This window comes from Geomicrobium sp. JCM 19037, assembly GCF_000698105.1.
GTDB lineage: Bacteria > Bacillota > Bacilli > Bacillales > Marinococcaceae > Geomicrobium_A.
In genome coordinates this window covers 1-26236 of the sequence record NZ_BAWZ01000051.1, presented here as the reverse complement: position 1 = coordinate 26236, position 26236 = coordinate 1, and the positions used below count along the sequence as shown (strand labels likewise).

Genomic DNA, 26236 nt, shown 5'->3' with positions numbered 1-26236 from the left:
CAAAAAACAACAGAGCGAGCAAAAAGAGATCAAAAGAAAACAACGTCTCACTCGTAAGTTCAGGTACATTCAAAGGCTCAGAAGGCAAATCACTCGGTGCTCCAGTAAACAGCAGGTCTGCGCTAGCCGTCAAAAGCATTGCCATAAACAAAATCGCGTATTGACTCAGCCCGACTAATCCTACTCCTAGAATTTTACCGAACATCTGTTGAATTGGCGTAACACTAGAAATGAGAATTTCCATCACGCGTGATGATTTCTCCGCAGCTACTTCTGATGCAATCATATTCCCTAAAAATAATACGGTAAAGTAGATCACAAATAGCAAAATGTAAACAAAGAACCTTGCTTGGTCCAGTTCCGCTTCTGATCTAGATGAGTCATCAAGCGCTGTCTGTGTTAATTCTATATCTGCATAGATTGCATCCAACTCTTCTCTTGAAATGTCAAGCGCTTCCATACGTCTTTCTTCAATGACGCTTTGAAGTGTTGATTCTAACTGTGCTGGCAAATAAGTGCTGTTAATCGACGCTGCATAATAAGAAGCCGTCAATTGTTCGGACGGCTCGTCCCACTGGAGCTCTAGAAAAGCATCATACCCTGCATCTTCAATGTCATCTAATGACGGAGATGCTCCCCCAGGTTCCACATCGAAGATTTGTATGTTCGTTTCTTGGTGATCCAATACGTCCCGCATTGATTGCGCAAGTGATTCTGTCTCATCAACAACGCCAACCGCAAAAGACCGCTCCTCAGGGGCATCATCAAAATAACTCATCAATGTATTCATGTTCAAGATCGTAATCATAAAAATGGCCATTAAAAACGTCGTAATGAAAAAAGTTTTGGATTTTACCTTTGTCCAATAGGTATGAGACAACACAAGCCATAAGTTTCGCATCATCGGCCACCTGCTTTATCAACAAAAATGTCGTGCAAAGTAGGTTCCTCTAATTCAAATAACGTAACGACTCCACGCCCTTGTAACCAATCAAAGATGACCGGCACCATATCTCTCGATGTAATTTCAATCACTTTTTCCTCAGTGCTGCCCGAAACTCCGATGACCCCTGAGAACTCATCTAATGCACGAATATCAAAATCACACCGAACACGAAGTTTACGGATTTTGTAATTGGCCTTCACTTCACCTAACCGCCCGTTTACGACTTGCTCACCATCCTTTAAGATGGAAAGGTTCTCACAAAGCGACTCCACTTGATTCATTTGATGACTAGAAAAAACAATAGTGGTCCCGTCTTTTTGCAAGTCAAGAACTGCTGCTTTTAATGTATTCATGTTAATAGGATCTAGTCCACTGAAAGGTTCATCTAAGATTAACAATTCCGGTTGATGCATGACTGCCGCAACAAATTGTACTTTTTGCTGATTGCCTTTTGATAATTGTTCAATTTTTATATTTTTGTACTGTTCAGCTTGAAAGCGTGATAACCATTTCGATGCTTCTACTTGAACTTCTTGCTTTGACATGCCACGGAGCCTACCTAAATAGATGAGCTGTTCCATTACCTTTAATTTCGGGTATAACCCCCGCTCCTCTGGAAGGTAACCAATCGTTCTAGGAGACATTCGAGACACCGGCCGACCGTCCCAAAGCACATCACCAACACTTGCCTTAAGTAACCCAATGATTAATCGAAATGTCGTCGTTTTTCCTGCACCATTACTGCCAAGTAGGCCGAACATTTCTCCACGCTCGATCGTGAAAGATATATTATGTAAAGCGGTTTTTGATCCGAATCGTTTCGTCACTTGTTGGATCTGAAGAGACACAAGCTCACCTTCTTTTTATGTTCGTTTCTGTACTATAGCAATTCCTTCTATGAAGAACAAGTTTCTGCACGCTTTTCTGACATATGGTATAATTTTGACAAAATAACGAAGGTGGTATTCTTATGAACTATGCACTCACAGTCTTCAACAAATCCGGTGAATTATTGTTAAATGAATCATTCGTTTTCGAAAGCGACGAAGAAGCCATCTCTCATGGCAAGAGCATGCTCGCAGAGCACAATTATTTAGAAACGACACATCGCCTCGTTCGAGCAGGCAAGTTACTTTTATTCTATCGATAAAGAAAAATCCGGTTGGTGCATTCACCAACCGGACGATTTTAATATAAACTCACCTTCATCTGCTTTCTGAACACTTCCTTAATCATATACGCAAGCCCATTTTGCTCGGCTGATCGTGTCGTCCAGTTCCCTGCTTGCTGAACGCTCATTGGTGCCTGCCCCATCGCTACACCAATGCCAACAGAAGACAATAACCCTTCATCTCCATGTTTAACACCTGTTGCAACAATTTCTTCTGGTCTTACTCCCAGTTCATGCGCTAAGAATAATACCGCTTCTCGTTTGTTCGTTTCTTTCTTCATAATATGGACGCTGTGATCTTTACCCATTTCCAACATTTGAATGCCAGGAACTTTTTCTAGCAGATGGTTAGATGCAATCTCCATTTGATCATCTGATTCGAACTGTACCTTCATTCGCAACGGCTCAATGCGATGCAAATCAAGGTGGTCGCTCATATGATCAACGACAGTTTGCGAGAAGATTGATTCACTTAAACTAACCGTCATTTTCCCTAAGAAATTCTGTGGTTGTTGCTGACGATTCGTCAGCTCAAAGTTTTCGTGCTCGACAACAAATTGACATGAGAATCGTTCAAGTTCTTCTGCTAGATCCCTTGCCATCTCAACAGGCATTCTCTCTACATGCAACGGTTTATCTGCTCTTCCCGCAATCATTGCTCCACCATAAGAGATATACTCATGATTGATTTTGAGTAATTTAGCTAACCGCTCAGCTTGTTGATGTGTACGATTTGTACACAACGTAACGTATACCCCTTTGTCTTGCACAAACTCAATGGCTTCCTTCGTCGATCTGGAAATTCGGCCATTGTCCTTTAAAATTGACCCATCCACTGATAATACGAGCATCCGATAATTCATTCGATTTTCCTCCTCTTCGTACCGTATCCATTGCTACACAATATGTGTGACGAAAGGAAATTAGAACACGTCCGAGTTGCAACCCGTCCACAAATATTCACGTGAGCTACCCAGCTATACTACAGGAAAGCCGACAGAACGATTACAACTTAGACTGAATTCTATATAGGTTGGATCAATGAATGCCCTGAACATTTTGAGGAAGCCGCTCGTGCCCGCTAGATCATAAGCAAAGATCAATCGGTTCACACTAGAAGTAGTCATTGATATTTTTTGGAACTATGTCGCTACATATATGGAAAATGAGAACTTATCATTGTCATTGACCGCCTATGTGTTCGGATGGAGCCCATCTATATGTTGGTCTAAAGAAGTTTAGTGGTTCCTAAGGTTTTAAGTGCATCAAGCCTACTCCCTATGCGCTCATCGTAAGAAATTCATCCACTATTTCGGTCACAAAGAGTAACAAACCATCAGCACGAATCATGCCGAGGATCGTTCGGTTTTTCTTCGGCACCCGAGGTGCCGATGGTTGATAGCTATTCAGGTTTATATGAATGCTACGGGTTGAAATTCGGTTGTATAACCGAGCATTCATAGACCTCCCGCCCACGATCAGGTAAATGGCGGTGTTGCAAAGTGGTCTAGATCGTTTCAGGCGTGACCTAGATCACCATTATCCTAATCATTTCCAAATGTTATATTAAGAGGTTCATGTGAGCATACACCACCTCACACTTCCTCGGGTGCTTGGATGTCGGTAGTTCCGGAAGATTGGGCTCGATGCGGAAGCAACGTAACGGTTTGTACAATGTTTATTAAGTGAGAATGTAAAGTTCAACAACACCAACCATTCAATACCGTTGATTAGAACGAAAATAGGTGACGCTTGCGTAAGAATGAACGAGTATCATTTCGCAAGTCGTAAGGTCATTCACGAGCAAAGGGAAATGGATATACAGATAATTCTGTGCCAATTGTTCTACGTGGAAATCCCCGCATAAAAACGCCTATGTGAGAATTTCTATGAATATGTATGCCTTTCCTTGCTCAAATCCCCACTTAAAAAAGTGAAATGCCCACGTGAACACGTTTACGATGGGATTTAGCACCGACGATTGCGCCTAATTCGATATAATCCCCACATAGCCATTCCACTCGCGGTCAGACCAGACAGGCGCAGCGAAACTTTACCATTATGAAGTGTATTGTTGAAAATCGCACCAAAGAATTACTAATGTGCGTTGTGTAGTTCTCTTAGCAGCATGAAGGCAAAAAAAACCGAGTTGGTGCTAAACACCAAGCTCGGTTCATTTTGTATTATTCACTTTCTGGAGTGCCGTATAGTTTTTCTAGAGGTTCTGTGATCGTTTGGTTTACTTGTCCAATCACATTGCTCATTTGTTGCTCTTGTTCCATCAACTCAGAGATTTTCTCATGTTGTTGAACCATTTCAAATTGCTTTTGCGCTTGCATAATTTCTTCTTCTGTTGGTTGCTCACCTTGCATTTGCTTTTCTTGAAGAGTGAGTTGAATTTCACGGAAGTTTGTTAGCATACGGTTCGCAACTTCGTCGCTCTCTACTTCTTGATGGAGACGCTCTAATGCTTTAAATTCTTCACTTTCAGCAATTGCATTGGCTAGTTCTTTTGCTTTATCTTGTAAGTTGCTCACTTGATGACCTCCCTAATTTTGATCGCTTAACGATCAAGCATCCTCACGAGGATAACATACCTTTTCCACCGAATGAAAGGGAAACGGCATAATTAGATGAACATGAGCAATATCAATCCTTGAATGAAACCGATGATCGCTCCTAAAACCCCGCCTAAGTATTTAATGAGACGTAGTTCGCGATTGGCAATGGAGAGTACAATCCCTTCCAACTGCTGAACTGAAAAACGGTTAATCTGATCAGCGACAACTTCTTGCAAATTGAGGAGTTTTAGAAATTCAGGTAACTTTAATTGAATCATTCGGCTGGAGCGACTTACTGCAGCATCAACAATTCGGTCGATGATTTCTTCATCAACGTGAGCTCCCCACTCGTGAATCGGGCGATTTGTATACTTTTTAATGGAAAACTTGTCAAACACATAAGCAGTGAGCTCTGATTTCAGCTCATGGGCTTGTTCTTTAGAAACGTAACGATTGAGCGGCTCGTTTAGCATGTCTTCGAACTCTGATTGTACTTTTTGATTTACCCACACTCTCATATCATCTGAAGTGATTGCTTTAACAATTTCAGGATACACCTTTTCAATGATTCGGTCCGTTTTAACGAACGATCCGAGCATTTGGACAAGTGATCCTTGTCTTTCGAGAAAACGCCTCACAATATTTTGCATCTGTTCTCGTCCTTCATGAGAATGCAAATACGTTTCAATTCGTTGGAAAACCCACTCGTTCACTTCAGGTAGTTTTTCTGTCGTTCTTTTCATCAATTCTTCTGGTACAAGATGAGCAAGGGGTTGTTGTTCAATTTCTAAAAGCCATTCATCAAATTTATGGTCCAGTCTTCTTTCAAGCTGATAACGAAGTTTTTGATCGATGTCAATCGTGGAATCATAGCTTTTAACAATGTCTGCCAATGATCGTTCTTCAGTGTGCACCCACTGTGTAACACCTTTTTTTATCCACGCTTTCATCTGCTTTTGAAACTCAGGGTTTGTAAGCTTCTCTTCAATCCCTTCAGCGGTTAACAGATGATTCATGACCGTTTTCCCTAAATGGTTTGCAATGTCTGCTTGTCGTTTCGGGATTAGCCCTGGAGTCAATGGTAACTTTTTTTTTCCCTATGTACCTCGCACCGTAAGGGCGAAATAACATGCCAATCGCAATAATATTCGTAAATAAGCCAATAACACCGGCAATAAGCATCGAAATCAAGATGATCAGGATGGCATTCACACAAACGTCTCCTTTGAAAAACGACAGTTTTAGATTCTTTTCGCTAGTCATGATACCATAAATTCATGACAACTGTGAGAAAGGAGCATCAGAATGTTTAGTCATTTTCAATACGAAACCATTAAGAATAATTGGGTAGCGAAAGAATGGAAATTCTCTTTTTTTTATAAAGGTGTTCATTGTGAAGGAACCTATTCAGGTGAAGGTCAAGTGAAGTGGTTGCATGCACCGAAGGAAGACATAGAACAAGTAGAAGCTCATGTTCATGATCTTATGCTTTATCATGAGTTTGAAGAACACAATCCAAACAGCCAATAAAATGATATACGAAAAGGCAGCATAAAGCTGCCTTTTCAAGCCATCTGTATTTAGTTAGATGATCATTGATGGTTATTTTTGATAGCCACCCATTTGTTGCTCAGCCATTTGAACTAAGCGTTTTGTGATTTCCCCTCCAACTGAACCGTTAGAGCGTGCTGTTGAGTCTGGTCCAAGTTGAACACCGAACTCAGAAGCGATTTCATACTTCATTTGGTCTAGTGCTTGTTGTACACCAGGTACGACAAGTTGGTTTGAACTGTTGTTGTTCGCCATGTTTTATCTCACCTCCCTCTCTGTGTACCTATAGTTTGACTCGATTTGATTTCTCTATCCCCACTTTTTAATTAGTAAGTTCATCCAGTTTTATTTCTAACCTAAAAAAAGCCCCAAAATGGGGCTTTACACCGGTGTAACACTTCGTTTTTTTACTGGAGGTTGCACTGATTTTTGTTCATATTGCTTAAAACGACTAATCAACTCACCCCGCAATAAGTCAGGCTCTACAATGTCATCAATGATCATTTCTGATGCTAACCGGTACACATCAATATTTTCTTGATATTCTTTTCGCTTAGTAGCAACAAATTGTGCCCGCTCTTCTTCAGGCAACTCTTGTATCTTGTTCGCATACACAGCGTTTACAGCGGCTTCAGGACCCATGACAGCAATTTGAGCGCTTGGCAATGCAAGAGTACAGTCAGGTTCGAACGCTGGCCCTGACATGGCATATAAACCTGCGCCGTAGGCTTTTCTAACGATAACCGATATTCTCGGTACAGTCGCACTGCTCATCGCCGACAGCATTTTTGCCCCGTGACGTATGATGCCTGCTTTTTCAACGCGAGTACCGATCATAAACCCTGGAACATCTGCGAGGAAAAGAAGCGGGATGTTGTACGCATCACAAATTGTCATAAACCGGGCTGCTTTATCCGCAGAATCATGGAACAATACGCCGCCTTTCATCTTTGGCTGATTGGCAACAATTCCAACGACAGCACCGTCCATCCGGACAAAACCCGTAATAATCTCAGGAGCAAACAGTTTTTTTACTTCATAGAAGCTGTTTGCATCTGCGATATGGTCAATGAGTTCATACATATCGAAAGGAGCGTTTTGATTGTCAGGAATAATGTCTTTGAGTGTTTTTTCTTTACTTGAAGGTAGCTGAGCCTCAATCTTTTTTGGCTTGTTCGCAAAGTTCTTCGGCATATAACTTAAATATGTCTTAGCGGATTCAATGGCTTCGTCCTCATTACTAGCGAGCACATCCCCGCAGCCAGATACCGAGCAGTGCATTCTTGCGCCGCCCATCTCTTCCAGCTTACTCGCTCGCCAATGACCATCTCTGCCATTCGCGGGGAGCCGAGATACATGGACGCATTTCCCTCAACCATAATGACCAAATCACAAAATGCTGGAATATAGGCACCACCTGCAGCTGATGGTCCAAACAGCAAACAAATTTGTGGGATTTGGCCAGACAATGCAATTTGGTTATGAAAAATTCGACCTGCTCCTCTTCTGCCTGGAAACATTTCAATTTGATCGGTAATCCTTGCTCCTGCTGAGTCAACGAGATAAAGCATTGGTACTTGCAGGCTTTCGGCTGTTTCTTGAATACGAATGATTTTTTCAACGGTCCTCGAACCCCATGAACCTGCCTTAACCGTAGAATCATTCGCCATAAAGCAGACAGACACGCCAGCAATATCGCCCATTCCAGTTACGACGCCATCTGCCGGTAAGTCTCCAGCCATCACATTTGCAAATTTACCGTCTTCAAGGTGAATCGTACCTTCATCAAGCAACTTCTCTAGGCGCTCACGAACGAACATCTTTCCTTTATCTGCATTACTTTTATGATACTTTTCGTTTCCTCCGCTCGTAATGTCTTCGGTCATTTGTTTGTGGCTGCCAGTCGTATCAATCATTACGTGCACCTCCGCTATTTGCCTGTATACTGTGGTTTACGCTTCTCTTTGAAGCGAGTAAGCCTTCTCTTCTGTCCGCTGTAGGAACGGTGTGCTCGTAGCACGCTCTTTCTATTTGTAGTCCGGTTAACAAATCGACTTCTTGTCCTAGATCAACGGCTCGCTTTGCTTGTCTTAGAGCGAGAGGACCGTTTTTAGCGATCTTTTCTGCAAGTTCGAATGCATGTTGCCTTACGTTTTCTACGGCTGTACTCGTTTCAAGCAAGCCAATCCTCTCTGCTTCTACACCATTAATCAACTCACCGGTAAATATTAATTGTTTTGCTTTTCCAGGACCAAGCAACCTGCTGAGTCGTTGTGTTCCCCCTGCACCCGGAATAATGGCTAGTGATGTCTCTGGAAGGCCGTATTTGCCTTCATTAGCACCAATGCGAATATCAGCGGTTAATGCCAGCTCTAATCCACCACCGAGAGCGCTACCTGTGAGCGCTGCAATCGTCGGTTGCGGAATTTCGGATATTTCATGAATGACAGACTGAATGCGCCTTACCGCTTGCAAAACTTCAGATTCTGACATGCCTGCACGTTCTTTTAAGTCTGCTCCTGCACAGAAAACCTTCTCACCCGTAGACGTAAGAACAACCGCACGAACGTCTTGTTTTGCTTTCAGCGATTCTACAATGTCACGAAGGCCGAGCAAAACGTCTTTAGAAAGGCTGTGCGCCTGTTTTTCACGCTGCAGTTCAATTAAGGCAATACCTTCTGAATTTACGGACCATTCAACGAGACTCACATTCATCACGCTCCTTACTCAATTTCAAACAATTGGTCTCCTTCGTTTACGAATTCTCCTTCTTGCTTGAGCACGGCTTTAATCGTTCCTGCCTGCTCTGATTGAATTGGAATTTCCATTTTCATCGATTCCAAAATCGCAACTTCTTCTCCCGCTTCTACAAGGTCTCCCTCGCCTTTTAATACTTTCCATAAATTCCCTGCCATCGATGCTTGAATGTTCGCCATCTCTTACCACTCCTTATTTAGATACAGGTTGAATGTGTTCTTTTACAAAATTTGTTGTGAAATTAAATGAAGTAAATGCTTCGTGAGAAAGCACTTGTTGAACAAAAGGCAAATTCGTCTTGATACCTTCAATGACTGTATTATCGATTGCGTTTTGCAGTTTTTTAATCGCGTCTTCTCGATCGGTGCCATGAACGACCATCTTTGCCACCATCGGATCATAAAATGGTGTCACTTCCGTCCCTTCTTCAATCGCAGTATCCACACGAATATCATTAGGCACATGCAATGTTGTGATTGTACCTGGTGATGGAAAGAAGGTGACGGGATCTTCTGCGTATACACGGCACTCCATACTATGTCCGTGAAAAGATACATCCGACTGTTCATAGCTAAGCTTTTCTCCACTAGCAATTCGAATTTGCTCTCGTACAATATCGATACCTGTAACCAATTCTGTTACCGGGTGTTCAACTTGTAGTCGTGTGTTCATTTCCAGAAAATAAAATTCCCCGTCTTCTACGAGAAACTCCAACGTGCCGGCATTTTCGTAATTTAGAGCCTGTACTGCTTTTATAGCTGCAGCTCTCATTTTTTCTTTCGTTTCTTCTGGCAGACCTTCGGCCGGTGATTCTTCAATCACCTTTTGATGTCTACGTTGGATGGAACAATCCCGTTCGCCAAGATGGATGTGATTGCCATGCGTATCGCTCAACACTTGTACTTCGATGTGACGAGGCGCAGTTAGTGCTTTTTCTAGATACAACGTTCCAGATCCAAAATAATTGGAAGCCCGACGTTGATTGCTACTAAATGCTTTTCTCAATTCTTCATCGTTATGCACAAGCTCCATGCCAATACCACCCCCACCTGCAGCAGCTTTTACCATAAGCGGATAGCCAATCGCTGCACCAAGTTCTACCGCTTCATCTGCTGAGGACACATAGTGGTTACCAGGAAGTACAGGCACGCCCGCTTCTTCCATTGTGCGTCGCGCTGACACTTTATCGCCCATTTTCTCAATGACGAGTGCACTCGGTCCAATAAAGGTGATTTCGTTATCATGCACGCCCTTGCAAATTCAGGATTTTCTGATAAAAATCCGTATCCAGGGTGAATCGCGTCGACGTTAGCCGCTCGAGAAACTTCTAGAATTTTCTCGATACTCAAGTAACTCTCTTTTGCATTTGCAGGTCCAATAGGGTACGCTTCATCCGCCATTTTCACGTGCAAACTCTCTTGATCGGCTTCAGAATAGACGGCTACCGAGTGTATATTCATTTCTTTTAACGACTTAATAATTCTGCAAGCAATTTCTCCTCGATTCGCAACAAGTACCGTTTTTAGCATGCTGACCACCCTTTTCAAATTCTGTACTCATCGTGCGTTAGCCAATCTCTCTGCTAATGACAAGTCGCTGAATTTCTGAAGTCCCTTCTCCAATTTCCATTAGTTTCGCATCTCTGAGCATACGTTCGACTTCATATTCTTGCATATACCCAGAACCACCATGAATTTGAATGGATTGGTTACAAACTCGTGTTGCCATTTCTGATGCGTACAATTTAGCAAATGCTGCTTCTTTTTTGAAAGGTTTTTTCGCGTCTTTCAGCCAAGCAGCCTTATGAACATCGTTCTTGCCAGTTCAATCTCCATTGCCATATCTGCAAGCTTAAATTGAATCGATTGAAAAGAACCAATATTTTTACCAAATTGCTTTCTTTGCTTCGCATACTCTCGGCCGATCATATGCTGCTTGTGCGATTCCTACCGCTAACGCTCCAATTGAAATTCTGCCTCCGTCTAACGTATGCAAAAACTGTCCAAACCCTTTTTCTGGATCGCCTAATATATTCTCTTTAGGAATACGCACGTCTGTTAGAATGAGCTCTGTCGTATTTGATCCTCTAACTCCCATCTTTTCATATGGGCTTGTTATTGTAAATCCATCGAGGTGTGTCGGGACGATAAACGCCGATATATTGTTTCGACCGTTGTCTTTCTTGCCTGAAACGGCAGTGATAATCACTGCCTTCGCATAAGCAGCATTCGTAATCCAACATTTCTCGCCATTAATGACGTACTCTTCACCATCGAGGACCGCTGTTGTTTTTGTGCCACCGGCGTCACTGCCAGCATTCGGTTCTGTTAGACCAAAAGATCCTAGCGATTCACCGGTGCATATTGGGACAAGAAAGTCTTGTTTTTGTTGTTCGTTACCAAAGTTCAACAATGGACTCGCGCCTAAAGAAACTGATGCTGCATAGCTGAGTCCCGTTCCCCCACAAGCATTTCCTACTTCTTCAACCGCAATCGCATAGGATACCGTATCGGCCCCGGCACCTCCATATTGCTCTGGAATCGGCAATCCTAAAAGACCAAGGTCTCCCATCTTCTTAAAAGTTTCTTCTGGGAATCGACCTGTACGGTCAACCTCAATCGCTTTTGGTGCAATCTCACTAGCGGCAAAATCTTTCACCATATCGCGAACCATCCGTTGCTCTTTCGTTAGTTCGAAATTCAATTTGATCGCCTCACTTCACTTCAGAAATTTAACTGAGCAAGCGCTCAATCGGCACACAAACGTAAACGCTTACACCTAGATTACTACAACATCCAGCAATCGTCTACCGATTTTTCTTAATATTTAGATGGTGAGATTCGCTCCAATTACCGATTTCTCACTCGGTGGAATTTCAGTAAACGGGGGATCATATAAATGAGTATCTTGTGATGGTATCATCTATGCTATACTATTAGTAACCTGTTGAATTTTTGGGAGGGGAGGACTGAACAATTTGGATTTGGTATTCCCGATGATTCTTGGATCAATCATTGTTGTTACTTTATTGTTATGGTTTAGTGGATATTACGTATTGCTTAAATTTGTAAAGAAAATGGAAACGAGATGGCGAAGGTTATCGCATCTTCTTCACCGTCTTGATCGTTTATCAAGTGAATACCTCATTTCTTTAGATACCGATGGGAAGCTTGCACCTGGCACATCTCAAACCATTCAAAGACATATTGATGATATGCACAATCCAATGTTAGGGCGCAGCGAACAGCTGCATGCGTATGCCATCGTTCATGAACGGTTGGAGGAGATTTTTGACAGCGTTGAACTTGCAGAGGACGAACAAGCTCTTCAAGAAATGGAAACTGACCTTCAATCAACACTTACACTTGTAGCTTCTGCAAGCCAAGCATATGATGCTTCTGTCAAGCGCTACAATAAGAGCATTACGACAGTCCCGACTAAATATGTCGCTGGCATTCACCACTTTGAATCACAATATTTGCTAGATGATTCTGTGAAGAAATGGGAGACGAAAGATCAAGCTCCTTCAAATTAATTGATTACAATTTTATTAAGAATTGTGGAATATTGGATTTTTATATGCTATATTAACGCCGACGGGGTTTTTCTCGTTTCAACGTTTGATCGAGTTTTACCCTGCTTACTTTGCATTACCTTCTTGATGCGTGTATTTTGACCTTGGCGACCATTTTATGGTCGTCCTTTTTTATGTGAACGCCACCTCTCCTCAAAACCACCGAAAAGCGAACGACTCTCTAAGCTACTCGTTAACGCGACAGATCGAATCCGGTCTCAGTGGGAGTTTCATTACGATGTAGCGATACGATCCTAAATTATCCCACCATAGATCATATCGAGACCGCTGAAAATCGTACGACCTTCTTTGAGACATCCCATTTTAACACGACAATTTCATGTTATAAAAATGAGTATAATAATTAATCGTTCGAGCTTTTCTCCTGGAATTATCTGGATTTTATTGGAATACAGCGAGCGCTCTACACGAGTTAAATTAAAGAGATTTATCCGGTTACAAAATCGGGATTTACAATGGAAATTAATAGCGGCAATGAAGCTATATCACCCCACATAAACTTGCCACATCCGTTGACTGAGCATTGGCGCGGGCCATGGAAGTATATAAAATGAACGTAAGATACTCCTGATTTGCCCTGTTGGGAGTTGGTTTCCACTTCAGGCGGATGCTTTTAGTCCAGACTACAAGGGCAACATCGGAGGTCAAAGCACGCCCACCGTGTTTTCTATGTACTCCAGAGCACAAGGATGAAACAGTTCACGTTCTCGCCTACTGGTTACGGTGGGGGAAAGAAGTTCAAATGCCCCATAAATTCATTTATGTGACACTTGAGTAAGAAAATTCATCATTTTAAACGTGGATGCGCACATAAACGGAGTCAACGGTCACAAATCGCGATATATGTGACCGTTGAGGCCGAAAGTGCCCGGTTTAAGAGCTGGATTGTCACATACGTGAAAGGTCATCACATGCTGGTGCCAGGTAGTGACCCACGGCCACGTCTTTTTACCTTTTGGCATACGTTTTCTGTGTTGCCCGCAACACTAGCGGATCACTCACATCGTTTGTGTTAACGAATAAATGAAGTGCTGTTCAATTCATTAATATAAGAACGTGACGCGATTTTTCAGTGATATAGCCCGTGTCTATGATGGGATTTTCTATTTATAACAAAAGAAATACTGCTATACGTTTTTTATTTCCCTTTTTCAGTGAGCTCTTTCGGCAAAAGGTGGTCTCGCATAACTATTTCGTTTTCCGATGAATTCGACGTCCATCAAACGTAAAAACGGTCTGTTTCTCGGAACATGTTGTTTCAATGTGTACGGGTCTTCCCCACAACACGTACAAATAAGGGATGGTTCGTTCTAAGTCTTTAACGTCTAGTTCATTTCCCTCATATTGATGAGTGATATACAATTCACCAGCTCGTAAATAATTTCCATCGGTTACAGTTAAATAGGGAAATCCACCATTTACTCTCGAAGCGACGAGTTCATCCCGAACGTGCGTCCAATCTTTGTCAGTGACCTCATACTGATTCCCTTTTTTTCCAAATACGTACATATCTTCACGATCAACCAAATCCTTCGTAAGATAATTGCGAAGAAACGATGCATCTGACTCTAATTCGCGAACTTCAAAGATCTTTTCCCTGCCACTGCCTTCTTTCACTCCAATTCTCTTTAGGTCCTCATTCGGATGGTCATACCGCTCTTCAATGTCTTCAAAGATCTTCAAACCCAAATAATATGGATTGATTGATGTTTTCGAAGGTACAACGACACTTGCATTCAGCTTCGCGAATTCAATGGATTCAGAAAACGTCAAATCCATTTCCCGCATAATTCGAGCGTGCCAATACGATGCCCAGCCTTCGTTCATAATTTTCGTCTCAAGCTGCGGCCAGAAATATAACATTTCTTCTCTCATCATCGTTAAAATGTCGCGTTGCCAGTCTTCAAGCTCCGTGCTATGTTCTTCAATGAAAAGGAGCACGTCTTTTTCAGGCTGTTCTGGGAACGTTTTTTTTCTTCTTTTTCACTCCAGAGTGCGTAACGTCTCGATCTACGTCCCAAAGATCATCGTATGGGGTTGATTTTTTCTTTTCGGCAACACCCGTTCCTTCATCCTTACTTTGTGGAATTCGATACGGATCAACATGTTCTTGCACAGCTAAAATTGCATCTAGAAACTCTTCAACTTCTTGTTTTCCGTGCACTTGTTCATAGTGGAATATTCGCTCAGCAGTCGCACTCATACTTTCTACCATATCTTTCCTCGTACCTTGAAAACGACAATTATTCTTAAAAAATCACAATGCCCAAGCACATGGGCAACAATGAGTTCATTTTGAATGAGACTGTTATTATTCAGTAAAAACGCATAACAAGGATCTGAATTAATGACAAGCTCATAGATCTTACTTAAACCTAGATCATATTGTACTTTCATTTTGTGGAATTGCTTTCCAAAGCTCCAATGTGAAAAACGTGTTGGCATTCCGTATGCACCAAATGTATAGATAATATCGGCTGGACATATTTCATAACGCATCGGATAAAAATCTAGACCAAATCCTTCTGCGATTTCTGTAATTTCTTCAATTCTCTTCTCTAATAAGCGGTGTTCCTCAACAGACATTCCCGCTCCCCTCCATTCCATACTTCTATTATTTATATGTGAAAGTCGCTAAGTGATGAATGGATGACGATGTTTTATCTGGCAATTGATGAGGTAAAGGAATAAAAAAGGAGGCTACAAACATGATCATAAAAAAGCAGATGGTCGCTAGTGGCCGCGTTCAAGGGGTCGGGTTTCGACAATTTGTCTACGAGGAAGCGAAAAAACACCATCTTTACGGCTCGGTAAGAAACCGCAATGATGGTGCTGTGGACATTGAAGTAGAAGGCACAAATGAAAAGGTTACAGAGTGGGTTACTCGCATTAAACAAGGAAACGGTTTCTCTGAAATTCGAGAATTAACGAGTCAAGAAACGGATGAAATTAATCATAACAAAACGTTTTCGATTCGCTACGATTAGCGTATTTGCAAATGGTGTAAGGACTCGACGACTCGATTTACCGGTAATTTACGCAAATAAAATACGTTTTGCATCACTTCTTGCAAATCGGCCAGTGATTTAATTTGCCGTTCTGTTTTGCCGCCATTTCTGTTTCGCAATGTGAGACGATCGTTTTTAAGGGAGATCATGATTTGCCGGTTGTTGCACCACTTATCAATGCGTAATTGCGTCATATACGGTGCATTCGTTTCAAACGACGCCTTTATTGGGTCAATGAGATCATCTAGCGTGTTGCGAACATTTATTTGGAAAGGGAGCGGTTTACTCACTTGTCTTCCCCCAATTGACCGAACATACTCGTATCTCCCATTGCCTGAAGTCTTCTTAACAATCACCCGTTCTCCTGCGAAAATCGGTGTTTGCTTTTCTCCGTTCGTAAGGGAAACGGGAGCTAACATTGGTGTTGGCGTTCCGGCATCCACATACCAAAGGTTTTTCTCTTCGTTTAATGTGACAAGTAGTGCTAGATGGTCCCCTCCTGGCAATATATATTGCACGCGAAAACCAACCGCTTTTAACAGTCTTGCGAACTGAATGTTTAACGTAAAACACGTCCCACCTGTTTGAAAAGATTCAAATCGATTGAGGAAATCCTCCACGCGAATTAAACGATTCTTGGCATACTTGTCCCAATGTAATTTGCTTACGTTTTCAAATGGAAACACATGTCGATGTGCTTTTAGCAATTGTTTTAAGTACACCAGCGAAGGCTCTCTTAAAGGAATCTGCAAATGGGAAAGATACCGATGCACCCACGTCATATTGTTCACCATCCATTCATCACACCGCATACACTCTTTTATTCCGAAAGTTGGTCGTTTACATCGTTCATGACCGCCTCGCTAATGTCTTCCAGTGCCTGTTGAACAAGGTGGTTCGTTTTAGCTTGAGCACCTGTGTAAATCTTCACTTTTGGCTCTGTACCTGAAGGGCGTATGCACACCCAAGAATCATCCTCTAAAAAGTACTTTAGAACGTTTGATTTTGGTAATGCAATGTCTGAATATGTGCCTCTTGACACATCCGTTCGTCTGCTCGAGTCATAATCTTCAATCTGAACAATCTTTCTTCCTGCAAACTCCTCAGGAGGCGTGTGGCGATAATGCTGGAGCAACCCTTCAATTTTCTTTTGCCCTGCTTGGCCCGTCAGCTCAATACTGTTTGTCTTTTCTTTGAAATAGCCAAACTGCTCATATAGCCTATTTAACCGCTCTTTTATGTTTTGACCTTCTGTTTGTGCTACGAGGGCAAGTTCAGCTACGATTAGTGCAATTTGCACAGCGTCTTTGTCCCGAACGAAAGAACCTGCTAAATAGCCATATGACTCTTCATAACCAAACAAAAATGACTTGTCCGTCGTCTCGTACGCTTTAATTTTCTCTGCAATAAATTTAAAGCCTGTTAATGTATCTTCACAGTTTGCGCCGTAATGCTCTGCTAACTGTCTTCCGCTCTCTGAAGTTACAATCGTCTTTAAGATGATATCATTTTCCGTTAATGGCCTTTGTTTCGCCGTTTCTTCCAGTACATAATGTAAAAGTAATAAGCCCGTTTCGTTTCCGGTTAAAAGTCGATAGCCATTTGCCTCGCTTTTATCTCGAACAGCAATGCCGACACGATCAGCGTCAGGATCTGTTGCAACTAACAACTCTGCACCCACTTGTTGACCTCGTTTTGTAGCGAGCTCAAATGCTTCTTCTTCTTCAGGGTTTGGCAAAGATACTGTTGGAAATTGCGGATCTGGCTCCGCTTGTTCATCAACAACGTGCACATTTGTATATCCGTTTCTATGGAACGCATCTAGCACAGGACGATGCGCTGTTCCATGTAAAGGCGTAAATACGACAGTCACATCTTTACCTTGCGACTGTCCCAGCTCAGGATGGTGTAAAAGTTTCGAAAGTTCTTCTTGATAACGATCGCTCACTTCGTCACCAATCATCTTCAGTGAACCATTTTCAATTGCTTTGTCTTCGTCGGCCGTCGGAATGCTTAGTTCATCTTCAATTTTATTAACAAACTTGATCAACTCATCCGACGCTTTAGGTGGCAGTTGTGCGCCATCACGATTATAAATCTTTATGCCGTTATATTGCGGCGGATTGTGGCTTGCAGTAATCATAATGCCCGCTATCGCTTGGCGTTCGCGAACAGCAAATGAAAGGATAGGGTTGGTGCGAGTTGTTCAAACACTTCCACAGTGAACCCAGAATAAATGAGCGTAATCGCAGCTTCCAGTGCAAAGTCTTTTGACATATGTCTAGAATCGTACGCAATGACGACCGTTTTCGACTTCCCTTCTTGCCCATTTAAATATTCCGCGAGCCCTCTCGCTGCTTTTCTTACTGTAAAACGGTTCATTCGATTAGGACCGACCCCTATTTCCCCTCTCATTCCACCTGTACCAAAAGCGAGTGGCTGATAAAAACTGTCCTGCAGCTTAGAAGTGTCGTCAACTGTTTGTAGGTGGTCCAGTTCTAATTTCAGTGGATCATCCTGTTTCAAATTCTCCGCCCAATGTTTAATGATCTCTTTCATCATTTCCTCCCCCATCGCTTAAAAAGCCGATAATCCTGTTCGTTCTTGAATTCTATATAACCAATATTTCCAAGTCTGTCCTTCTTCGTACTCTGAAAAGTCATTTGTATAGTCGGCTTGTTCGGATTCCCATAGTTTGTTGAAGTAGTCATCTACAGATTGCATGAATGGTTCCTCTGCAGAAGCTGCAAATAAAAGGTTTGTTTCCAAGTTCAAATCATCTAAATTACGTCTAGTAAAATTTGCTGAACCACCATTTACTATAGCCGTGCTGCCATCGGTCATATACAGCATCTTTGTGTGGTATTGTTCACCTAAAGTATTGTACCATCTCACCTCAATGTTGGACGAGTGCTGTTCCAATTCATACGCAACTGGCCGATTAGGGACACCATTTTTTCATGTCCAAATGCCTCTCCATTTGCGTCAAGAATAAGGCGTATGCTCGCTTGTCGATCAGCGGCAGCTTTTAATCTTTCAATAACGTCTCGGTCTGACAAATAGAAAAGTCCGAGCCAAATTTCTGTTCCATCATTTGCTTCATCAATTGATTTTAGAATCTCTTCTTTAATCGCACCCTCGGTAACTACCTTGCCTTGAAGGCCCCCATCGATTTGTTCCATATAATCGACGTTGGTTTCTAATCCAGTGAAGGCTTCACCTGACCCTGACATTTCTGCTACAGCAGTTTCAGTATCCAGTAGATGTTGAACGAGTGGGCCTTCTATATAAAAAGCAACATTTGAATGGTTTGCACTAGCATCGTGGGCATTTGCTGAGGTGACTAGACCACTCCGTTCATTCAGTATGACTTTACGGTGGTTCGCTTTTGAATTGAGTAAATCTAAATAAGAACGAACCGTTACTCGTTCTGCTTCCGAACTAAATGGGCTTGGAAGCCACCCTCCTTCGGGTGTACCAAACCATTGAATAAACCTCGCCATAATCACTATAAATCGGGTTAGAATCTGGCATTTGTCTCATATCCGTCCAGACGAGCTCGATACCGACATCTTCCAGCGAGGACAAGTGTTCTGGAGTTCGACTGCCATAAAAACTATTAATTCGATCAGTAATCGCAATAATTGTTATATCTGGATCAGTCGTTTTTTTTTGTAATAAGCTGTTCGCTTAACCAGCTCGACAGAGGGGGAAAAGCTAATTCCGAAGGATATTCATCATTGAAAAGAAACATATCAACAACGAGAAAATCCTCTGCATCTTGAATCATTTGCTCAACAGTTGCAAAAATCTCATGATCTTGTTGTCTTGTGCCCGATTCATCTACGTATGTATAATCAAATAAAACTTCAGCAGTTGGTACGGGCTCAAATCCACTATTATAACTCAAATGTTCTTCTGGGAGCGGTTTGAATATGCATATCCCATAAAAATAATGTAAACAATAATGAAGGCAATGGATATTTTTCCAGCAGTGTACCTTTTAAGTGGCTTGTTGCGTAAACGATCCATAGTCATATCCTCCTTGAGTCACATACCCTCAGTTTACCATGATCTTTCTGTCTATGTTTGACTGAATGTCCATGATAAAATATAAACAGATCGTTAAGGGTGATTCGATGAGTCATACAGAAAGAATCTATTTTGCAGGTGGTTGTTTTTGGTGCATGGTCCAACCTTTTGAAGATTTAGCTGGTATTATCGCTGTGACTTCAGGTTATACGGGTGCACATCCGCTGATGCAAGTTACGAGCGGGTAAAGCAAGGGACGACTGAACATTATGAAGCGGTTGAAATTGTGTATGACCCTTCCAAGTTTCACTTAGACGAGCTGTTACGTTTATATTGGCCACAAATTGACCCTACAGATGCTGATGGGCAATTTCACGATCGAGGTCCCCAATACCGAACAGCTATTTTCTATCATAGCGAATCGCAAAGACTCGTTGTAGAACGATCCAAGCAAGAACTGCAAAAGAGTGGGCGCTTTAAACAACCCATCGTCACAAAAGTATTGCCAGCTGGACCTTTCTATCCAGCTGAAAAGGAACATCAACAGTTTTATAAAACGAATGCAGAGTATTATAAAGCCGATCGAAAAGCGTCTGGCCGAGACGAATTCATCGAAAACTATTGGCATACATCATAACGAACTGAAGGCGTAGAGATATTCACAGAATCTCTACGCCTTCAGTTCCTAGTCAAGGTATGGCGTGCACGTTAAACTGGACTTGTCGCTATACTTTAGCTTCCTGATTACTAAAGAACCATTGCAAAGCTTGAAATACGTGTTGCTTCTCTTTAAGAATAAAATGGCGAAACCGAGGGTCATCAATGCTTTGGTATACGTTCATCAGTGTACTATGGCGACTGTAGGCATTGACCTCACCGTATCCAAACATACTTGCTTTCTCCATGATCTGATCAATTAAGTGCAAACACCGTTTATTATCAGAGGTCAAGTTGTCACCATCAGAAAAGTGAAACGGATAAATATTGTATCTTCTCGGATCATAATGATCTTCGATGCGTTTTAACGCTAGTTCATAAGCAGATGAACAAATTGTCCCTCCACTTTCCCCTTTCGTGAAGAAATGTTCTTCATCCACGACCTTCGCTTCGGTATGATGCGCGATAAATTCAATTTCCACACTTTCATACTTCGTACGAAGGAACCGAGTCATCCAAAAGAAAAAACTTCTCGCCATATATTTTTCCCACTTTCCCATTGAGCCTGATGTGTCCAACATGGCAATGATAATGGCTTTGGACTCTCGCTTCTCTTCTTCATTCCACGTCTTAAAACGTAAATCATCACGATAGATCGGATTAATCCCTGGCCTACCTTCCATAGCATTGCGTTTAAGCGCTGTAAGAATGGTTCGACGTTTATCGATGTTGCCGAGCAAACCTTTTTTTCTTACATCATTAAATTCAATGTCTTCTACAACAAGTTGGTCCTCCTCTTTCTTTTGTAAATTTGGTAGTTCCAAATGTTGAAACAAGGCTTCTTCAAGTTCTGCTATGGAAATTTCTGCTTCATAGTAATCTTCACCGCTGTGTCACCTGGCTTATTTCCTTTGCCAGGGCCCTTCCCCTTTTCTTTGCCCGGTGCGCGTGCAACCACATCTCCGACTTGACTATCTCCGTCCCCTTGGCCCACATGCTTTTTCTTGTCATCATTGTATCGAATTTTGTATTCATCTAATGATCGAATCGGCACATGTACAACATCACGACCATTTGACATCACAATACTTTCATCCGTGATCAAGTCCGGTAAGTTTTGATTGATGGCATCTTTAACTTTCTCTTCATGTCTGCGTTGGTCCAAATACCCTTTTCGGTGAAGAGACCAGTTTTCTTCGGAAACAACAAAAGGTGGCGTTTGGTTTTTATCACTCATGAGTAAAACCCCCCGGAAAAACCATCGGTCTTCAGAAACCTGATGATTTGTAAATTTGTCGTTACGTCTCCACTGCTTCGGACACGTCGTACTACACTCATCGTATGCAGCTTATTGAAAGAATTGTCACTCAATCAAGAGATCGTCATTTTGAATTTTGATTTTACTATTTTAATCGTCTTTTCTTCTTAATAGAACAAAAACGGCTCGCGCATTTGCACAAACCGTTAACGGATAATAGAAAAATCACTCACTGGCCAATATCGAATATTCGCTTTGCCTACAATATCATCATAAGAAACAAAACCAATTTGCCGGCTGTCTAAACTATTTCGTCGATTATCGCCGAGCACGAACAGTTGATCATCGGGAACGACTTCTTCACCAAGGTTCAAATCACTAAGCGTAAAATCGCGTGTAAAAGGGCCACCTTCGGCACTGGCAACGGCTTCATGTAAGTAATCTTCAGGAATTTCTTCGTCGTTAATAAACAGTGTATCATTGTGATAGCTTATTTGATCTCCCGGAAGACCAATCACTCGCTTAATGTAATCACTCTCTTCATCTGCATGAAATACAATTAAGTCAAATCGGTCAGGCTCAGAAATGTGGTAACCCACTTTATTAATAATCAATCGTTCTCCACTTTCAATCGTCGGCATCATCGATTCTCCATGTACCATATAATTGGCAAAGAAAAACGTGCGTACAATTAAAACGATGAGAATGACAATAACGAACGTCTTTACCCAATCCCATATCTCTTTTGTAAGACCAGTATTCATCGTTTCCCCTCCCACTCACCATACTTTTTACACATTTTTTGATGATTTGCTTGCGTTTTTCGAGATTTTTGTAAAGAATACGTATAGGTATGTAACTTTACTAGAAGGAATTTCGTCTATATAGTAGGCATAACCATCGAGGTGACCAAATGTTCCTTTCCATATTGATGCTTCTATTATCACTTTTCGCATCACCATTTCTTCATGATAGCACACAATTACACGATATGGGTTCTGAGAAACCAGCAACAATTGAATTAAATCGAGACGGTGAGGCAGTCACCTTAAGCTGGGGACCGCACTCAAACACTGGGTATCGTATTTCCATTGTTGACAGCTTTGAAAGAGATCAGCAATGGTACATTTTATACACACTTGACTTCCCAGAAGACAATGAGGCAGGAGTGCTTGACACTGTATCCCATCCTCAAGCATTTACAACCGTGCCAGAGGAGTATTCTGTCATTAACCTCGTTGAAGAATCAGATGACCGTTATTACCAGCACCTTCCGACTGTGACCGTTGAACCAGATCATTCTTTTGAATTAAGCTTTGAAGAGCCGCTTCTAGAAGATGCCATTAGTAATGATTTATTGTATGTATTAGATGAAGAACACGAGCTCGTCCAAAACTTCATATTTATTTATACACCAACAGAAGTGCACATTCGACCACCAACAGATAGTTATAAGGACGGACAGTTGTACCATCTATACATTGATGCAGGAATCGAGAACACGTCTGGGGAGCACTTAACGAAAGGATATAAACAATCATTTTATGTCCAAGAAGATGACGATTCCGCGAATGAATGGTTGCCTCCAAACATGTTAGAGACACAAGCCCTTCAATTTGAAGGAGAGCGCAGCTCTGTTGAGGACGATCGCGAAGGAGACAATATGTTCTCCATTCACTTAAGTGAAAGTGAAGACGGGAGCTATATTATATTGCAAAGCGATGAAGACGAACTAGAAGAAGTGATGTTACCCCCAGTAACCACTCCTTCATCGTTTTTACCATTGCACCCATTTCTGCCTTACCCTCACCAGTACGGTCTGACCCAAATGTAAAAAAGTGCCAGCAGAGAGATATCTGCTAGCACTTTTTTTATCGATTTAATAAACTCCCAACATACTTCAATAACTCATTAGCTGAAGTTGAGTTGTAGCCGTGTTCATCCACAAGTCTGGCAATCACCTCGTTGATTTTCTTCAGCTGCGACTCATCTGGGGTGCTCACAGATGTTGTAATTTTCACTACATCTTTAAGGTCTGCAAACAATTTCTTTTGAATTGCTTCTCGTAGTCTTTCGTGCGAATTGTAGTCAAATTTATATCCTTTGCGGGCATAGGCGGAAATACGAATCAAAATCTCTTCCCGAAATGCTTTTTTCGCGTTTTCTGAAATACCGATTTGTTCTTCAATCGACCTCATTAATTTCTCATCCGCGTTGAGTTCGTCACCTGTAATTGGATCATAAATCTTTTGATTGTTGCAAAAAGCTTCCACATTATCTAAATAGTTGTTCATCATTGTTTTTGCCGATTCTTCGTACGAATAGACGAAAGCTTTTTGTACTTCCTTCTTCGCAATCTCATCGTACTCTTTCCGGGCAACCGAAATGAAATCTTGATAACGCTCACGGTCCTCTTTCGAGATGGATGCATGTTGAGCAAGGCCATCTTTCAACGCTCTTAACACATCGAGCGCATTAATCGAGCGCGTATTTTTGCGAATGATGGCTGACGAAATCCGGTTGATTACATACCGTGGGTCAATGCCTGTCATACCCTCATCTTGATGTTCTTTTTTTAGTTCAACCACATCTTGCTCTTTAAAACCTTCCACAACTTCACCGTCATAAAGCTTCATCTTTTTCACGAGGTCAATTCCTTGGTGTTTGGAATCCTTTAATCGTGTTAACACCGTAAAGTATGCCGCTGTTCTCAGCGCGTGTGGCGCGATGTGTACATGGGACATGTCACTTTCACTAATCATTTTCTCGTATATTCTTTCTTCTTCGGATACTTTTAAGTTATAAGGGATATTCATGACAATAATCCGTGAATGAAGGGCTTCATTCTTCTTATTATTAATAAATGTACGGTATTCCGCTTCATTTGTGTGAGCCACAATTAATTCGTCGGCACTAATGAGCGCAAACCGTCCAGCTTTAAAATTCCCTTCTTGTGTGAGCGATAAGAGGTGCCATAGAAATTTTTCATCACACTTTAACATCTCTTGAAATTCCATCAATCCACGGTTCGCTTTATTTAACTCACCATCAAATCGATAAGCCCTCGGATCCGATTCAGAACCATACTCAGCGATTGTAGAAAAGTCAATGCTGCCAGTCAAGTCAGCAATATCTTGCGATTTAGGGTCAGAAGGACTAAATGTCCCGATCCCGGTTCGCTTATCTTCTGAGAAGAAAATACGCTCGACCATTACATCTTCAACCATCCGTCGTACTCTTCCTCCAAGCGCATCGTATTTAATGGAGAAAGCGCTCCCTCTACACGAATGCCATACTCTTCATTGAAGTCTTCCCGCAAATGATGAGGAATGAGATGCAAAGGATCCTCCTGCATTGGACAACCTTTGATTGCATAAACCGCTCCATCATCTGTATAAGAGTACTGTTCTAGCCCTCTTTTTAGCATATTAACAATCGTTGACTTCCCACCACTCACAGGTCCCATTAACAATAAAATACGCTTGCGTACGTCCAACCGTCTTGCTGCTGAATGAAAGTATTCTTCGGTTAGTCTCTCAATGGAGTCTTCCAACCCATAGATCGCATCGTTAAAGAATGCATAGTTCTTTTCGCCATTCTCATTCTCTTCTATTCCGTGACTTTTAATCATGTTATATAATCTTGAATGTGCGGTTTGTGCCACTTCCGGTCTCTGTTTCAGAAGTTCCAAATATTCCTTAAATGTACCTTCCACTTCAATTTCTCATGCTCATCCCGGTAATCTTTCATCCTTGATAGTATATCCACCGAATATCCTCCCTTTTCGGATCATTAAAATGCGTCATCAACACCAAGACAAACTCCCCGAATACGACTCAGAATGAAAAACAAGCGTGACCGACTCATTCAGCGGTTCCGCTTATCTTCATGTGTGTTTGTATTCTATGCAAGGAGTCAGTTTGTGATAACCACCTAGTCATAATCCAAGGGATATCTCTGATTATGGTTTTTTTATAATCCATCGATCAACCACACGCTTGACGACATATATTCCTGCAGACGTAATAACTGAAGCAAAAATTCTTCTAAACAACTGATCGTCCTCTCCTTTCTTAATCATTCGTGTGCAATTACTATACCCGTTTGCAACGATTTTAAAAATCTTTAAAGCCACCAGTAAAATAAGACATTCATTGGCCTTCTGCGGACACGCAGCTCCAACATGACATCTTTATGTTGCAGTATTTGGCATGAAGTGACGATCCATCGGGAATGTTCTCTTCCGCATCCAGCTGAGCGAGTAACTATAGCGAAAACTCGCGACATGAAAGTATATGAAGAAGCTTGCAATTGCATTTACATCTGCTCTCTACAAAGGTGTAGGCGGAGTTTGGTCTCATATTCCTTTAGATAGCTGGCATTTAGGGATTTTTAGGAGATTGGTGATCTATATAGAATAAACTTAGCATTTTCTAATTGCGCAGTTTGTTGTTTCTTTCCACTGCAGGCGGATGCTTGCACTCCAGAGTACAAGTGCAACATCGGTGGCCAAAAGACGTCCACCGTGTTTTCTTTATACTCCAGAGCATAAGAGCAACCCGGTTCACGTTTCTGCCTACTGGTCACGGTGTGGAAAGAATCCGAAATGCCTCATATATTCATTTTTGTGACACTTTGGAAAGAAAAATCATGATTTTAAACGTGAATGCGCACATAAACGGTCTCAACTGTCACAAATG

Annotated in this window: 21 protein-coding genes and 8 pseudogenes; 6 read left to right on the top strand and 23 right to left on the bottom strand. The window is 41.8% G+C overall.

Annotated features, from left to right (window positions below; genetic code table 11):
- On the bottom strand, window positions 1-904 hold a 904-nt coding region (locus JCM19037_RS20375; RefSeq protein WP_193744829.1), incomplete at its 3' end, for an ABC transporter permease.
- The gene (locus tag JCM19037_RS20370; RefSeq protein WP_042404207.1) at window positions 901-1794 is read right to left on the bottom strand and encodes an ABC transporter ATP-binding protein; all 894 of its coding nucleotides are present in this window, start codon (window positions 1792-1794) and stop codon (window positions 901-903) included. The genes JCM19037_RS20370 and JCM19037_RS20375, both read right to left, overlap by 4 nt.
- A 122-nt stretch (window positions 1795-1916) precedes the next feature.
- Between JCM19037_RS20370 and JCM19037_RS20365 the strand changes: the two genes are divergently transcribed.
- Complete coding sequence (locus tag JCM19037_RS20365) at window positions 1917-2096, top strand: YhzD family protein (protein WP_042404205.1); 180 nt, start codon at window positions 1917-1919, stop codon at window positions 2094-2096.
- Window positions 2097-2134: 38 nt separating this feature from the next.
- On the opposite strand, the gene JCM19037_RS20360 is transcribed toward JCM19037_RS20365, so the two are convergent.
- The 5 genes from JCM19037_RS20360 to JCM19037_RS27910 all read right to left on the bottom strand — a co-directional run bounded on the left by JCM19037_RS20360 (window position 2135) and on the right by JCM19037_RS27910 (window position 5890).
- Window positions 2135-2980 carry an HAD-IIB family hydrolase gene (locus JCM19037_RS20360; RefSeq protein ID WP_042404203.1) on the bottom strand — a complete coding sequence of 282 codons (846 nt, stop codon included), beginning with the start codon at window positions 2978-2980 and terminating at the stop codon, window positions 2135-2137.
- A gap of 415 nt (window positions 2981-3395) precedes the next feature.
- Window positions 3396-3578, bottom strand: a complete 183-nt coding sequence (locus tag JCM19037_RS20355) for a hypothetical protein (RefSeq protein ID WP_042404201.1) — start codon at window positions 3576-3578, stop codon at window positions 3396-3398.
- Window positions 3579-4300: 722 nt separating this feature from the next.
- Window positions 4301-4654 (bottom strand): YlbF family regulator, encoded by a 354-nt coding sequence (locus tag JCM19037_RS20350; RefSeq protein WP_042404200.1) that lies wholly within the window; start codon window positions 4652-4654, stop codon window positions 4301-4303.
- A 92-nt stretch (window positions 4655-4746) separates the two neighbouring features.
- On the bottom strand, window positions 4747-5757 hold the full coding sequence (locus JCM19037_RS20345; protein WP_081829477.1) for a DUF445 family protein: 1011 nt from the start codon (window positions 5755-5757) through the stop codon (window positions 4747-4749).
- Entirely contained in the window at window positions 5672-5890 is a 219-nt protein-coding gene (locus JCM19037_RS27910) for a hypothetical protein (protein ID WP_042404195.1), read from the bottom strand. Before JCM19037_RS27910 ends, JCM19037_RS20345 begins: the two co-directional genes overlap by 86 nt.
- A 93-nt stretch (window positions 5891-5983) precedes the next feature.
- Between JCM19037_RS27910 and JCM19037_RS20335 the strand changes: the two genes are divergently transcribed.
- Window positions 5984-6208 (top strand): DUF5342 family protein, encoded by a 225-nt coding sequence (locus JCM19037_RS20335; RefSeq protein WP_042404193.1) that lies wholly within the window; start codon window positions 5984-5986, stop codon window positions 6206-6208.
- A 72-nt stretch (window positions 6209-6280) separates the two neighbouring features.
- Here the strand turns inward: JCM19037_RS20335 and JCM19037_RS20330 are convergent, their stop codons facing one another.
- The 6 genes and pseudogenes from JCM19037_RS20330 to JCM19037_RS20305 all read right to left on the bottom strand — a co-directional run bounded on the left by JCM19037_RS20330 (window position 6281) and on the right by JCM19037_RS20305 (window position 11689).
- Window positions 6281-6484 carry an alpha/beta-type small acid-soluble spore protein gene (locus tag JCM19037_RS20330; RefSeq protein WP_042404192.1) on the bottom strand — a complete coding sequence of 68 codons (204 nt, stop codon included), beginning with the start codon at window positions 6482-6484 and terminating at the stop codon, window positions 6281-6283.
- Window positions 6485-6610: 126 nt separating this feature from the next.
- Window positions 6611-8145, bottom strand: a pseudogene (locus JCM19037_RS20325) (acyl-CoA carboxylase subunit beta).
- Window positions 8138-8944, bottom strand: coding sequence for an enoyl-CoA hydratase-related protein (locus JCM19037_RS20320; protein ID WP_373901355.1), 807 nt, complete (start codon window positions 8942-8944; stop codon window positions 8138-8140). Before JCM19037_RS20320 ends, JCM19037_RS20325 begins: the two are co-directional and overlap by 8 nt.
- Before the next feature lie 8 nt (window positions 8945-8952).
- Window positions 8953-9165 carry an acetyl-CoA carboxylase biotin carboxyl carrier protein subunit gene (locus JCM19037_RS20315; protein ID WP_042404189.1) on the bottom strand — a complete coding sequence of 71 codons (213 nt, stop codon included), beginning with the start codon at window positions 9163-9165 and terminating at the stop codon, window positions 8953-8955.
- A gap of 13 nt (window positions 9166-9178) precedes the next feature.
- A pseudogene (locus tag JCM19037_RS20310) lies at window positions 9179-10515 on the bottom strand (acetyl/propionyl/methylcrotonyl-CoA carboxylase subunit alpha).
- 37 nt (window positions 10516-10552) lie between these two features.
- Window positions 10553-11689, bottom strand: a pseudogene (locus tag JCM19037_RS20305) (acyl-CoA dehydrogenase family protein).
- A gap of 274 nt (window positions 11690-11963) precedes the next feature.
- Here JCM19037_RS20305 and JCM19037_RS20300 point away from each other — a divergent pair.
- The gene (locus JCM19037_RS20300; protein WP_042404188.1) at window positions 11964-12521 is read left to right on the top strand and encodes a LemA family protein; all 558 of its coding nucleotides are present in this window, start codon (window positions 11964-11966) and stop codon (window positions 12519-12521) included.
- 1248 nt (window positions 12522-13769) lie between these two features.
- Here the strand turns inward: JCM19037_RS20300 and JCM19037_RS20295 are convergent.
- Window positions 13770-15167 (bottom strand): annotated as a pseudogene (locus tag JCM19037_RS20295) (SpoVR family protein).
- A gap of 122 nt (window positions 15168-15289) precedes the next feature.
- Between JCM19037_RS20295 and JCM19037_RS20290 the strand changes: the two are divergent.
- Window positions 15290-15568: an acylphosphatase gene (locus JCM19037_RS20290; protein ID WP_052364141.1), complete on the top strand. Its 279-nt coding sequence runs from the start codon at window positions 15290-15292 to the stop codon at window positions 15566-15568.
- On the opposite strand, the gene JCM19037_RS20285 is transcribed toward JCM19037_RS20290, so the two are convergent.
- The 6 genes and pseudogenes from JCM19037_RS20285 to JCM19037_RS28910 form a co-directional block, all read right to left on the bottom strand.
- A complete protein-coding gene (locus JCM19037_RS20285; protein ID WP_042404187.1) occupies window positions 15565-16371 on the bottom strand; it encodes an arylamine N-acetyltransferase in 807 nt (268 codons plus the stop codon). The genes JCM19037_RS20290 and JCM19037_RS20285 overlap by 4 nt on opposite strands.
- A 38-nt stretch (window positions 16372-16409) precedes the next feature.
- Window positions 16410-18151, bottom strand: a pseudogene (locus JCM19037_RS20280) (phospho-sugar mutase).
- Between the two features lie 15 nt (window positions 18152-18166).
- Window positions 18167-18484, bottom strand: coding sequence for a phospholipase D-like domain-containing protein (locus tag JCM19037_RS23680; RefSeq protein WP_238544839.1), 318 nt, complete (start codon window positions 18482-18484; stop codon window positions 18167-18169).
- On the bottom strand, window positions 18481-19092 hold the full coding sequence (locus JCM19037_RS23675; protein WP_152549164.1) for a hypothetical protein: 612 nt from the start codon (window positions 19090-19092) through the stop codon (window positions 18481-18483). Before JCM19037_RS23675 ends, JCM19037_RS23680 begins: the two co-directional genes overlap by 4 nt.
- 155 nt (window positions 19093-19247) lie before the next feature.
- The gene (locus tag JCM19037_RS23670; RefSeq protein WP_052364138.1) at window positions 19248-19499 is read right to left on the bottom strand and encodes a hypothetical protein; all 252 of its coding nucleotides are present in this window, start codon (window positions 19497-19499) and stop codon (window positions 19248-19250) included.
- Complete coding sequence (locus tag JCM19037_RS28910) at window positions 19496-19621, bottom strand: hypothetical protein (protein WP_255357957.1); 126 nt, start codon at window positions 19619-19621, stop codon at window positions 19496-19498. The genes JCM19037_RS23670 and JCM19037_RS28910 overlap by 4 nt, the downstream gene beginning before the upstream one ends.
- 107 nt (window positions 19622-19728) lie before the next feature.
- Here JCM19037_RS28910 and msrA point away from each other — a divergent pair.
- Window positions 19729-20258: pseudogene (msrA, locus tag JCM19037_RS20270) on the top strand (peptide-methionine (S)-S-oxide reductase MsrA).
- 88 nt (window positions 20259-20346) lie between these two features.
- Here the strand turns inward: msrA and yhbH are convergent.
- Together yhbH and lepB are read right to left on the bottom strand one after the other, a co-directional pair.
- Window positions 20347-21515: pseudogene (yhbH, locus tag JCM19037_RS20265) on the bottom strand (sporulation protein YhbH).
- A gap of 227 nt (window positions 21516-21742) precedes the next feature.
- A complete protein-coding gene (gene lepB / locus JCM19037_RS20260) occupies window positions 21743-22300 on the bottom strand; it encodes a signal peptidase I (protein WP_042404185.1) in 558 nt (185 codons plus the stop codon).
- A 149-nt stretch (window positions 22301-22449) separates the two neighbouring features.
- Between lepB and JCM19037_RS20255 the strand changes: the two genes are divergently transcribed.
- On the top strand, window positions 22450-23370 hold the full coding sequence (locus tag JCM19037_RS20255; protein ID WP_042404183.1) for an Ig-like domain-containing protein: 921 nt from the start codon (window positions 22450-22452) through the stop codon (window positions 23368-23370).
- A gap of 37 nt (window positions 23371-23407) precedes the next feature.
- Here JCM19037_RS20255 and JCM19037_RS20250 read toward each other — a convergent pair.
- Window positions 23408-25286 (bottom strand): annotated as a pseudogene (locus JCM19037_RS20250) (PrkA family serine protein kinase).
- Window positions 25287-26236: the final 950 nt, after the last annotated feature.

Coding starts and splice junctions, on each gene's coding strand:
- JCM19037_RS20365 (WP_042404205.1), top strand. CDS start 1,917: ATGAACTATGCACTCACAGTCTTCAACAAATCCGGTGAATTATTGTTA.
- JCM19037_RS20360 (WP_042404203.1), bottom strand. CDS start 2,980: ATGAATTATCGGATGCTCGTATTATCAGTGGATGGGTCAATTTTAAAG.
- JCM19037_RS20355 (WP_042404201.1), bottom strand. CDS start 3,578: ATGAATGCTCGGTTATACAACCGAATTTCAACCCGTAGCATTCATATA.
- JCM19037_RS20335 (WP_042404193.1), top strand. CDS start 5,984: ATGTTTAGTCATTTTCAATACGAAACCATTAAGAATAATTGGGTAGCG.
- JCM19037_RS20330 (WP_042404192.1), bottom strand. CDS start 6,484: ATGGCGAACAACAACAGTTCAAACCAACTTGTCGTACCTGGTGTACAA.
- JCM19037_RS20320 (WP_373901355.1), bottom strand. CDS start 8,944: ATGAATGTGAGTCTCGTTGAATGGTCCGTAAATTCAGAAGGTATTGCC.
- JCM19037_RS20315 (WP_042404189.1), bottom strand. CDS start 9,165: ATGGCGAACATTCAAGCATCGATGGCAGGGAATTTATGGAAAGTATTA.
- JCM19037_RS20290 (WP_052364141.1), top strand. CDS start 15,290: ATGATCATAAAAAAGCAGATGGTCGCTAGTGGCCGCGTTCAAGGGGTC.
- JCM19037_RS20285 (WP_042404187.1), bottom strand. CDS start 16,371: ATGACGTGGGTGCATCGGTATCTTTCCCATTTGCAGATTCCTTTAAGA.
- JCM19037_RS23675 (WP_152549164.1), bottom strand. CDS start 19,092: ATGGCGAGGTTTATTCAATGGTTTGGTACACCCGAAGGAGGGTGGCTT.
- JCM19037_RS28910 (WP_255357957.1), bottom strand. CDS start 19,621: ATGGATCGTTTACGCAACAAGCCACTTAAAAGGTACACTGCTGGAAAA.
- lepB (WP_042404185.1), bottom strand. CDS start 22,300: ATGAATACTGGTCTTACAAAAGAGATATGGGATTGGGTAAAGACGTTC.
- JCM19037_RS20255 (WP_042404183.1), top strand. CDS start 22,450: ATGTTCCTTTCCATATTGATGCTTCTATTATCACTTTTCGCATCACCA.